This window comes from Streptomyces lacaronensis (genome assembly GCF_047337785.1).
In the GTDB taxonomy this organism is placed as follows: Bacteria; Actinomycetota; Actinomycetes; order Streptomycetales; family Streptomycetaceae; genus Streptomyces; species Streptomyces lycopersici.
Window position 1 is genome coordinate 361,585 of record NZ_JBLHDK010000003.1, and the last position, 11,445, is coordinate 373,029.

The following is an 11,445-nucleotide window of genomic DNA, read 5'->3' on the forward strand; positions in this document are numbered from 1 at the left end:
TGCTCGCCGCAGTTACGGGAGAGGCCCGAGCCGGCACGCGGTGCCCACGACGAGGGCCCGGGCCGGGCGGTCCTCGGCCACCGCCAACCGGTACTGACGACATGTCCGCCCTCGTTCGGCGCACTGTCGCCGTAACTGCGGCCAAGGCCGCGGGCGATGACGGCGCGGCCGTTCGACAGGACCCGTCCGACGGTGCGCGCCAAGCCGTCGGCGGTGGCGGACCGGTCACGCGGACGCGGTCGCGGTCGCGGTCCGCGCGGGAAAGCCACCTTTACGGCGTGGTCAGTCCCGGCTGCGGGGGCGCAGCCGTGGGCGCCGCCGGGGTCGCGGGGCGTCGTACAGACCGAGCAGATGCGCGGCCAGAGTGTCCGGGGTGGGGTGGGCGAAGACGGTTGCGGCGCTGACCTGGAGGCCGGTGGTGGCGGCAAGCCGGTTGCGCAGCCGGGTGGCGGTGAGGGAGTCGAAGCCCATCTCGACAAAGCCACGGCCGGGGGCGATGACGTCCGGGGTGCCGTGCCCGAGGACGACGGCGGCGTGGGTGCACACGACGCGCAACAGTTCCGCCTCGCGTTCTGCCGGGGGCAGGGCCTGGAGCTGTTTCCCGAACTCCTCCGGACTGTGCGGGCCCGGGGACGCCGCGGCCGTGGCCGCTTGGCGGACAGCGGGGATGCCGTCGAGGAGCCGGGCAAGGGGGCGGGCCCCGGGGTCGTCGGCGAGGTGTCCGGCGAAGCGCGGCCAGTCGGCGTCGAGGACGGCGACACGGCTGTCCTCGGCGGCCACGGCACGCTCCAGCGCCCGCAGGGCGAGACCGGGCTCCATCGGGGTGAGACCGCTGTGTCCGACGGTACGGCCGCCCGCACCGCCCGCGTCCGCCATGCCGGCGTCGGCCCACGGTCCCCAGGCCACACAGGTCACCGGCAGCCCCGCGGCGCTCCGTTCCTCGGCGAGGGCGTCCAGCAGGGCGTTGGCGACCGCGTAGTTGGCCTGCCCGGCAGCGCCGACGGTGCCGGTGAGGGACGAGAACAGCACGAAGGCGGTGAGGTCCCGGTCCCGGGTGAGGTCGTGCAGATGGCGGGCGGCCTGGGACCTGGCCCGTGCCACCGCCTGGAACCGTGCCGGGGTCATCGCCGTGAGGTCGCCGTGGTCGATGACTCCCGCGGCGTGCACCACAGCGGTCAGCGGCCGGTCGGCCGGGATACCGTCCAGCAGGGCGGCGACGGCGGCGCGGTCGCCGACGTCGCAGGCGACGAGGGAGGCTTGGGCGCCGAGGGCCATGAGTTCGTCGCGCAGCGCGGCGGCCCCGTCGGCGGCGGGGCCGCGCCGGGAGGCGAGCAGGAGGTGTCCGGCACCGGCGCGGGCCAGCCGCAGGGCGACCTGCCGACCGAGGGCGCCTGTGCCGCCGGTGATCAGGACGGTGCCGGTGGACGGCCACGGCCCGGCGGGGGCGGCGGTGCGGGCGGGCGCGGAACCCGGGACGAGGGCGGTGTCCGGGACGACGCGGCGGGCGAAGACTCCCCAGCCGCGGATGGCGATCTCGCTCTCCCCGATGCCTTGCGCCAGGACGGCGCCGAGCCGATCGCCCACCCAGCCGTCGAGGTGCTCGGGCAGATCGACGGTGCCGGCCCACCGTTCGGGCGTCTCCAGGACGGCGACACGTCCGAGGGCCCGTACGCCGAACTGCTCGGGCCGGCACACCCGTTCGGCACCGCCGACGGCGGCGGCGGACCTGGTCGCGTGCCATACGGGGACGCGCACTCCGGTCTCGTCCAGGGCCCGCGACAGCGCCAGGGTGAGGGCCACGCCCTGGGGCACCGCGTCGTGCTCCGGGTCGGGTCCGGCGGCGAGGGCGAGCAGGGACAGCACCCCGGAGACGGGGCCGGCACCGGCCACCGCGTCGCCGAGTTCCCCGGCGAGGCCGCCGGGGTGGGTGACGGGCACGGTCACCGGAGTCGCACCTCCGGCGGACAGCGCCTCGGTGAGACGGGTGACCCAGGGGTCGGCGGCGAGCCGCCCGGGGACGGCGACGAGCCAGGTACCGGCCGGCTCGGCGGCCGGGACGGCGACCGGTGTCCAGGTGGTGCGGTAGCGCCAGCCGTCGACGAGCGTGTCGTCGTGGCGGCGGCGCCGGTAGGCGGCGAGCAGCGGCAGCAGCGTGGCCGTGCTCTCCGCGTCGCCGAGAGCCAGCTCGGCGGCGAGTGCCGCGTCGTCACCGTGCGCCGCGGCGTCCCGTAGGCGGCCGTCGGGGGTGTCGTCGCGGTGCGCGGCGACACCCGTGGAGGGCAGCCAGTAGTCCGCGCGCTGGAAGGCGTACGTCGGAAGGCGTACGGGGCGCGGCGTACGGCCGAGTACGCGGGCGACGGCGGACCAGTCGACGTCCGTGCCGCGCACGAACAGGTGGGCGAGCGCCTCGGTCAGGGACGCCGTCTCGTCGGCGTCCGCGTGCAGCGAGGGCAGGAACTCCGCCTCGGGCGCGCAGTCCTGGCCGAGGGCCGACAACACTCCGTCCGGGCCGAGTTCCAGGAAGGTGGTGACCCCCTGGGCGGCGAGCGCGGTCACACCGTCGGCGAACCGGACCGGTTCCCGTATGTGCCGCACCCAGTGGTCGGCACCGCACGGCCGGTCCGCGGGCAGCGGCTCGCCGGTCAGGTGGGACATCACAAGCAGTTCGGGTGCGGCGAAGGCCAGTCGGCTCACCTCGTCCCGGAACGCGGTGAGAACGGGTTCCATGAGCGGCGAGTGGAAGGCGTGCGACACATCGAGCCGCTTCGTCTCGGCACCGCGTTCGCGCAGCACGGCGACGACCTTCTCGACGGCGTCGCGCGTGCCCGAGAGGACGACGGCCTCGGGCCCGTTGACGGCGGCCACGCCCACCGCGCCCTGATGGCCGGCCAGCAGCGGCAAAACGTCGGCCTCGGCGGCCCTGACGGCCACCATGACTCCGCCGTCCGGCAGTTCCTGGATGAGCCGGCCGCGGGCCGCGACGAGCGCGCAGGCGTCGGGGAGCGTGAGCACACCGGCGACATGCGCGGCGACGACCTCACCGATGGAGTGCCCGGCCACGGCGTCGGGCCGTACGCCCCAGGACTCGACGAGCCGGTAGAGCGCGGTCTCCACGGCGAACAGCCCGCACTGGGCGTACAGGGTGCGGGCCAGCTCGCGTTCCGCACCCTCGTGCTCGCCCAGCACGACGTCACGCACGGCCGGTCGTCCGGGCAGAAGCGCGTCGAAGTGGGCGCAGGCCGCGTCGAAGGCGTCGGCGAAGGCGGGGTACGTCGCGTGCAGCGTGCGCCCCATGCCGACGCGCTGGCTGCCCTGGCCGGTGAACAGCACGGCCGTCCTGCCGGTGGTGGCAGTGCCGGTCACCAGGCGCGGCGCGGGCCGGCCGGCGGCCAGCGCGGCGAGCCCCGTGGTGAGGTCCTCCTGCCGCTCCCCGAGCACGGCGGCCCGGTGCTCGAACACCGACCGCTGGGTCGCCAGGGCCGCCGCGACGTCCGCCGGGTCGACGGGCACGCCGGTGCGCACCACGTGCCGCCCGTGCCTCAGGTGGGTGAGCAGGTGGCGGGCCTGGTCCCGCAGGGCGTCCGCGGACCGCGCGGAGACGATCCACGGCACGGTCGTCCCGGCTTCGGAGGGGGAAGGCGCCGGGGCCGCCCCGTCCTCGGGCGGGGCCTCTTCGACCACCCCGTCCTCGGGCGGAGCCTCTTCGACGATGACGTGCGCGTTGGTGCCGCTGATGCCGAACGAGGAGACACCGGCGCGCCGCGGCCGGTCCGCCGCGGGCCAGGCCACGGGCTCCCGCAGCAGTGCGACGTCACCGCTGGACCAGTCGACGTGCTCCGAGGGTCGGCCGAGGTGCAGTGAGGCGGGCAGTACACCGTGTTCCAGCGCCTGCACCATCTTGATGACGCCGGCCACTCCGGCCGCGGCCTGGGTGTGCCCGATGTTCGCCTTGATCGAGCCGAGCCACAGCGGCTGTCGTCCACTGCCGCGGTCCTGTCCGTACGTCGCCAGTACGGCCTGCGCCTCGATCGGGTCGCCGAGCCTGGTCCCGGTGCCGTGCGCCTCCACGGCGTCCACGTCCGCGGGGGCGAGCCGGGCGTCCGCGAGGGCGGCACGGATGACGCGCTGCTGAGCGGGTCCGTTCGGGGCCGACAGCCCGTTGGAGGCGCCGTCCTGGTTCGTCGCCGTACCACGTATGACTCCCAGGACGCGGTGCCCGTTGCGGCGGGCGTCCGACAGCCGCTCGACCAGCAGGACGCCCGCGCCTTCGGCCAGGGAGGTGCCGTCGGCGTCCTCGGAGAACGCCTTGCAGCGTCCGTCGGGGGCCAGGCCGCGCTGCCGGCTGAAGCCCATCAGCGCGCCGGGTCCGGGCATCACGGCGACGCCCCCGGCCAGGGCGAGGTCGCACTCGCCGGTGCGCAGCGACCGTACGGCCATGTGCAGGGCCACGAGGGAGGACGAGCACGCGGTGTCCACGGTGACCGCGGGCCCTTCGAGCCCGAGGACGTAGGCCACCCGCCCGGACACGACGCTGCCGGCGGTGCCGGTGAGCAGATGCCCCTCGGCGCCCTGGCCGGCCTCGTGCAGGCGGGGGCCGTACTCCTGGTAGTGGGAGCCGACGAACACACCGGTCCGGCTGCCGCGTAGCGCGGCCGGAACGATCCCGGCCCGCTCGACCGCTTCCCAGCTGGTCTCCAGGAGTAGGCGCTGCTGCGGGTCCATGGCCAGCGCCTCGACGGGCGAGACACCGAAGAACTCCGCGTCGAAGCGGCCCGCGTCATAGAGGAATCCGCCCTCGCGGACATAGGTCCGGCCAGGTGCGTCCGGGTCGGGGTCGTGCAGAGCGTCGAGGTCCCAGCCACGGTCGGTGGGCAGTCCGCCGATCGCGTCCCCGCCGGAGGTGACGAGCCGCCACAGGTCCTCGGGGGTGGTGACGCCGCCGGGGTAGCGGCAGGCCATGCCGACGATGGCGATCAGGTCGTGGTCGTCGGGGCTGCCGGTGGCGTCGGCGGGCCGCGGGTCGGCGGTGGCCGGGAGGATCTCGCCTTCCGCCCCGACGGCGTGCGCCGCAAGGGCGTCCGGGCCGAGGATCTCCGTGAGGAGGTGCCCGGCGAGGGCGCTGCTGCTCGGATGGTCGAACGCGAGTGTGGCGGGCAGTCGCAGTCCGGTCGCCGTGCTGAGCCGGTTACGGAGGTCGACGGCCGTCAGGGAGTCCAGTCCAAGGTCCTTGAACGCCAGATCCGGCGCGACGGCGCCCAGGTCGTCGTGTCCGAGCACGGCCGAGACCCGGGTGCGTACGAGATCGAGCACCGTGTTCCGGCGGTCGTCCGGCCGCTGGGCGAGCAGTCGCTGCCGCAGCGCGGTCGGCCCGTCGGTGTCGGGACCGGCCTCCGGTGCGGCGAGGGCTCGGCGGCGGGGGGCCGCGGGCCGGCGAACAAGGGTGCGCAGCATGGGGTGCACAGGAGCGTTCGGGTCGGCCGTGCCGAGGGCGCGGGGGTCGAGGCGGGCGGCCAGGAGGAGGCTCTCGGGAGACTCGGTCGCGCGGTCGAACAGTTCCAGACCGTCCTCGGTGGAAAGTTCCTGGATTCCGGTGCGGGCGATGCGGGTGAGGTCGATGTCGTCCAGACCTTCGGTCATCACCGAACGCTGCTCCCACAACCCCCAGGCAATCGACACACCCGGCAACCCACGCGACCGCCGAAACGCCACCAGGGCATCCAGGAACGTATTCCCCGCCGCGTAGTTCGCCTGCCCCGCCGCCCCCAACACACCAGCCGCAGACGAGAACACCACGAATGACTGAACGTCGTGGCCGAGGGTGAGCTGATGCAGGTTCCAGGCACCCGTCACCTTCGCCGCCAGCACCCCCGCCAACCGCTCCGCACTCAACGACTCCACCATCACGTCATCCAACACACCCGCCGCATGCACCACCCCCGACACCCCACCCTCCAGGGACGACAGCACCCCCGCCAACGCATCCCGATCCGCCACATCACACGCCACAACCCGCACCTCAGCACCCCCAGCCACCAACTCCGCCACCAAACCCTCCGCCCCCGGCGCCTCCTCACCCCGACGACTGAGCAACAACAACCGCCGCACACCCCGCTCAGCCACCAGATGACGGGCCACCACACCCCCCAGCACACCCGACGCCCCCGACACCACCACCCAACCATCACCCGCATCAGACACCACCGGCACGCTCAACACCAACTTCCCCACATGTCGCGCCCGCCTCATCACACCAAACACCTCACCAGCCCGCCGCACATCCCCCACCCCCACCGGCAGCAACTCCAATACCCCCGCCTCAAAAAGCCCCACCACCTCACGCAACACCTCACCCAACCGCTCAACACCCGCCTCCGCAAGGTCAAACGCCCGATACCACACCCCACCAAAAGCCGCCGCCACCTCCCCCGCATCCCGCACATCCGACTTCCCCATCTCCACAAACCGCCCGCCCGGCCGCACCAACCGCAGCGACGCATCCACCAACTCCCCCGCCAACGAATCCAAAACCACATCCACACCCGGACCCACACCCGGCCGGAAAACCCTCTCGAACTCCGCCGAACGCGACGACGCAATCCGCTCCCCCGACACCCCCAACCCCCGCACCACCGACCACTTCGCCTCACTCGCCGTCGCAAACACCTCCGCACCCAGATAACGCGCCAACTGCACCGCCGCCATCCCCACCCCACCAGCAGCCGAGTGGATCAGCACCGACTCCCCCGCACGCACACCCGCCAGATCCACCAACGCGTAATACGCCGTCACAAACGCCACCGGCACCGAAGCAGCCTGCTCAAAACTCCACCCCGCCGGCACCCCCACCACCACACACTCATCCACCACCACCGACGACCGAAACCCGTCCTCCCACACACCCATCACACGATCACCAACAGACACACCCCTCACACCAGACCCCACCTCCACCACCACTCCGGCGCCTTCGCTGCCCATCAGAGCGTTCTCAGCGTCGGGATACATACCGAGCGAGACCAGAACATCACGGAAGTTCAGCCCCACCGCGCGCACCTCGACACGCACCTCATGCGGGCCCAGCGCGCGGGTCGCCGCGTCGCAGGGGACGAGTGACATACCGTCAAGCTCGGCTTCCGGGTCGACCTGGAGGCGCCAGGGACCGTCGGGGAGCTTCGGAGTGGCGGGGACGGCGGCCACCCCGGGGATGCTCGGTGCGCCGCGTCGCAGCGCCAACTGCGGTTCTCCGGTCTCCAGAGCGGCCGGCAGCGCGGTGAGTGAGGCTTCGTCCGCGTCGAGATCGACGAGAACGAAGCGGCCGGGGTGTTCGGTCTGCGCGGACCGCACCAGCCCCCAGACCGGGGAGGCGGTCAGGTCGGACACACCCTCGCCCGCCGCGACGGCGACGGCTCCCCGCGTGACGAGCACCAGCCGGGCCCCGGTCGCGGCGGACGTCTCGTCCGCGAGCCAGTCCTGAACGAGCGACAGGGCCCGGCCCGTGGTGGACATGGCCTCAGACGCGACGTCCGTTCCGGCGGAAGGGGCGATACCGGCCAGCACATAATCCGGCGGCGGGCACTCTCCGGCGGCCACCTGCCCGGCGAGGTCTGCCAGATCCTCGTAGCCGTCGCCGAGCCGGTCGAGGCCGAGTGCTTCGCCGCTGACGACGGCGAGACGCCGAGCCCGGCCCTCGATGTCCGTGGCCGATAGGGGCGTCCACTCGACGCGGTGCGGGGCAGCGGTGGTGTGCGTGTCCGCGGGGTCGCCGCCGCCTTCTCCGAGGGGCCGGGTGACCAGGGCCTCGACCGAGGCCACCGGACGGCCCGTGTCGTCCGCCACCAGGACCGACATGCCGCCGCCGGTAACCGGTGTGAGGCGTACCCGCAGCTTCGTCGCACCGGTGGCGTGCAAAGTGACACCGGTCCACAGGAACGGCAGCCGCACGCCGCCCGGACCCGCGTCGTCCGCACCCGCCGACCACGCGTGCAACGCCGCGTCCAGCAACGCCGGATGCAGGCCGAAACCGTCGCCGGCCCGGCGCGCCACCTCGGGCAGCGCGGCCTCGGCGTAAATCTCCTCCCCTCGGCGCCAGACGCGCTCCAGGCCGCGGAAGACCGGCCCGTAGGCCAGGCCGTCGTCACTCAGCCGCTCGTACAGCCCTGCCGTCTCCACCGGCCGCGCCCCCGCCGGTGGCCAACTGCCGAGGCCGGCCGGTTCACCGGATACACCAGCGGTCACGACGGTGCCGCGCGCATGGCGGGTCCAGACGCCGTCGGTACCACAGGTGTGCAGGCTGACGTACCGGCGGCCGTCGCTCCCCTCCGATCCGGTGCTGGTCACCTGGACACGCAGCGCTCCGCCGTCCTCGGGGAGCACCACCGGTGTCTCCAGGCTGAGTTCGTCGAGCCGGTCGCACCCGACGCTGTCCGCCGCGCGCAGGACGGTCTCCACCAGGGCGGTTCCCGGCACCACGGTCCGGCCGCGCACGGTGTGGTCGGCAAGCCAGGGGTGGGTACGCAGTGACCAACGGCCGGTGAGGAAGTGGCCGTCGGAGTCGGGCAGCGGTATACCGGCGTCGAGCAGTGGGTGTCCCATGGATTCCATGCCGATGGGGGCGGCGTCGGCAGGGGCGCTTGGGGCGAGCCAGTAACGCTGTCGTTGGAAGGCGTATGTCGGGAGGTCGACCCGGCGTGCACCGGTACCGCCGTAAACCCGCGCCCACTTCACAGGCGCACCCGCGACGTACGCCTCGGCAAGAGACCTCAACACACGCGCCTGACCACCCTCATCACGCCGCAACGTGCCCACCACCGACACATCGCTCCCGTAGTCCCCCGCGGTCTGCTCAACACCCGGCGTGAGCACAGGATGCGCACTCACCTCGACAAACTGCCGGAACCCCGCATCGAGAAGCACCCGCACCGTCTCCTCGAACCGAACCGGAGAACGCAAATTCCGATACCAGTACCCCGCATCCAACCCCGTCGTATCCACAACGCCACCAGTCACCGTCGAGTAGAACGGCACCTCCGCAACACGCGGCACCACACCAGAGACCGCCTCCTCCACCTCACCCCGAATCGCCTCCACCTGCACACAGTGAGAGGCGTAATCCACCGGAATACGACGAGCCCGAACACCACCAGCCTCACACCCCGCCAAAAACCCCTCAAGCTCACCAACACCACCCGACACAACAACCGCCGAAGGACCATTCACCGCCGCCACACAAAGACCACCCCCATACGACGCAACCAACCGCCGCACCACCTCCACCCCAGCAGCAACCGAAACCATCCCACCCCGACCCGACAACACCACCAACGCCCGACTCCGCAACACCACCAACCGCGCCCCCTCCTCCAACGACAAAGCACCCGCCACCACCGCCGCAGCAATCTCCCCCTGCGAATGACCCACCACAGCCGACGGCTCCACACCATACGAACGCCACACCTCAGCCAACGACACCATCACCGCCCACAACACCGGCTGCACCACATCGACACGGGCCAGCGCCCGCTCATCCGACAGCACATCCGGCAACGACCACTCCACCAGCCGAGCCAGCGCATCAGCGCACTCACCCATCCGCCGTGCGAACACGGGCGAGGACTCCAACAACCCCACCGCCATCCCCACCCACTGCGACCCCTGACCCGGAAACACAAAGACGGGTCCGGAGCCGTGGTGGGCGCTGCCGGTGATGAGTTCGGTGGTTTCCCGGCCGGTCGCGAGCTGCGTCAACTGCTCAATGGCGTGCGGGAGGCCAGGGGTGAGAAGTACCGCCCGGTGATCGAAGGCAGTGCGGGTCGTGGCGAGTGTGTGGCCGATGTCCGCGAGGGTGTGGTCGGGATGCTGTACAAGATGGGCGGCGAGCCGGCCGGCCTGGTCGCGCAGTGCGGCCTCGGACTTGGCCGACAGCGTCCAGGGCGCCGGCGCCAGTTCGCTTTCGCGCGTGGGGGCGGGGGGCTCCTGGGGTACGCCGTCGGGCACCGGTGCCTCTTCGACGATGATGTGCGCGTTGGTGCCGCTGATACCGAACGAGGAGACGCCGAAGCGGCGCGGCTGGTCACCCTGCGGCCAGTCGAGCGGGTCGGTCAGCAGACGTACCGTACCGGCGGACCAGTCCACGTGCGGCGACGGCTCATCCACGTGCAACGTCCGCGGCACCACACCCTGCCGCAACGCCGACACCATCTTGATCACACCCGCGACACCCGCCGCCGCCTGCGTGTGCCCGATGTTGGACTTCACCGACCCCAGCCACAACGGCCGCTCCGGGTCCCGCCCCCGCCCATACGTGGCGAGCAGTGCGTCAGCTTCGATCGGGTCGCCGAGCTTCGTCCCCGTCCCATGCGCCTCCACCACGTCCACATCGTCCGCGGACAGCCCCGCGTCCGCCAACGCCGCCCGGATCACCCGCTCTTGAGCGGGACCGCTGGGCGCGGAGAGGCCGCTGCTGGCGCCGTCCTGATTGATCGCGGTACCGCGGACGACCGCGAGGACAGGGTGCCCGGCGCGGTGGGCGTCGGAGAGCCGTTCGAGGCAGAGCATGCCCGCGCCTTCCGCCGGGCCGAAACCGTCGCCCGCGGCCGAGAAGGGCTTGCAGCGGCCGTCCGGGGCGAGGCCCCGCTGCCGGCTGAAGCCGATGAAGGTGCCGGGGGTGGACATGACGGTGACACCGCCGGCGAGCGCGAGGGAGCATTCGCCCCGGCGCAGGGACTGCACCGCGAGGTGGAGGGCGACGAGGGAGGAGGAGCAGGCGGTGTCGATCGTGACCGCGGGGCCCTCCAGGCCGAGGCTGTAGGCGATGCGTCCGGAGACGACGCTGGGGGAGCTGCCGGTGACGAGATGTCCTTCCATACCGTCGGCGACGGCGTGCAACCGCGGCCCGTAGTCGGGCAGGCCGGCTCCGACGAACACCCCTACGTCGCACCCCTTCAGGGAGGAGGGGTCGATGGCGGACCGTTCGACGGCCTCCCAGGAGGTCTCCAGCGACAGCCGCTGTTGTGGGTCCATGGCCTGAGCCTCACGGGGGGAGATACCGAAGAAGCCGGCATCGAAGTGCCCGACGTCGGCGACGAAGCCACCCGCCCGCGTGTATGTGCGCCCGGGGGCATCGGGGTCGGGATCGTAGACGGCTTCGGTGTCCCAGCCCCGGTCGTCGGGGAACGGTGTGATGGCGTCGGTGCCTTCCCGCACCAGGTGCCACAGGTCCTCGGGGGTGGTGACGCCACCGGGGTAGCGGCAGGCCATGCCGACGACGGCGATCGGCTCGCCTGCCACGGCTTCCAGCTCCCGTAGCCGGCCGCGCGTCTCATGGAGGTCGGCCGTCACTCGTCGGAGGTAACCGAGAAGCTTTTCCTGTTCCGACATCACTACCTCGGGGGGTCGGGCGGGCATGCAGAACCTGCGGGTGAAGGGGGTGAAGGGGGTGAAGAAGGC

The 11,445-nt window shown here is 72.5% G+C and carries 1 protein-coding gene; it reads right to left on the minus strand.

The features are described from left to right. Window positions 1–282 precede the first annotated feature (282 nt). Window positions 283–11,376 (minus strand): type I polyketide synthase, encoded by an 11,094-nt coding sequence (locus ACMTAK_RS02720; RefSeq protein WP_461773806.1) that lies wholly within the window; start codon window positions 11,374–11,376, stop codon window positions 283–285. Window positions 11,377–11,445 lie beyond the last annotated feature (69 nt).

Bases quoted from the DNA above. Each gene is read 5' to 3' on its own strand.
- ACMTAK_RS02720 (WP_461773806.1), bottom strand. From the start codon at position 11,376: ATGTCGGAACAGGAAAAGCTTCTCGGTTACCTCCGACGAGTGACGGCC.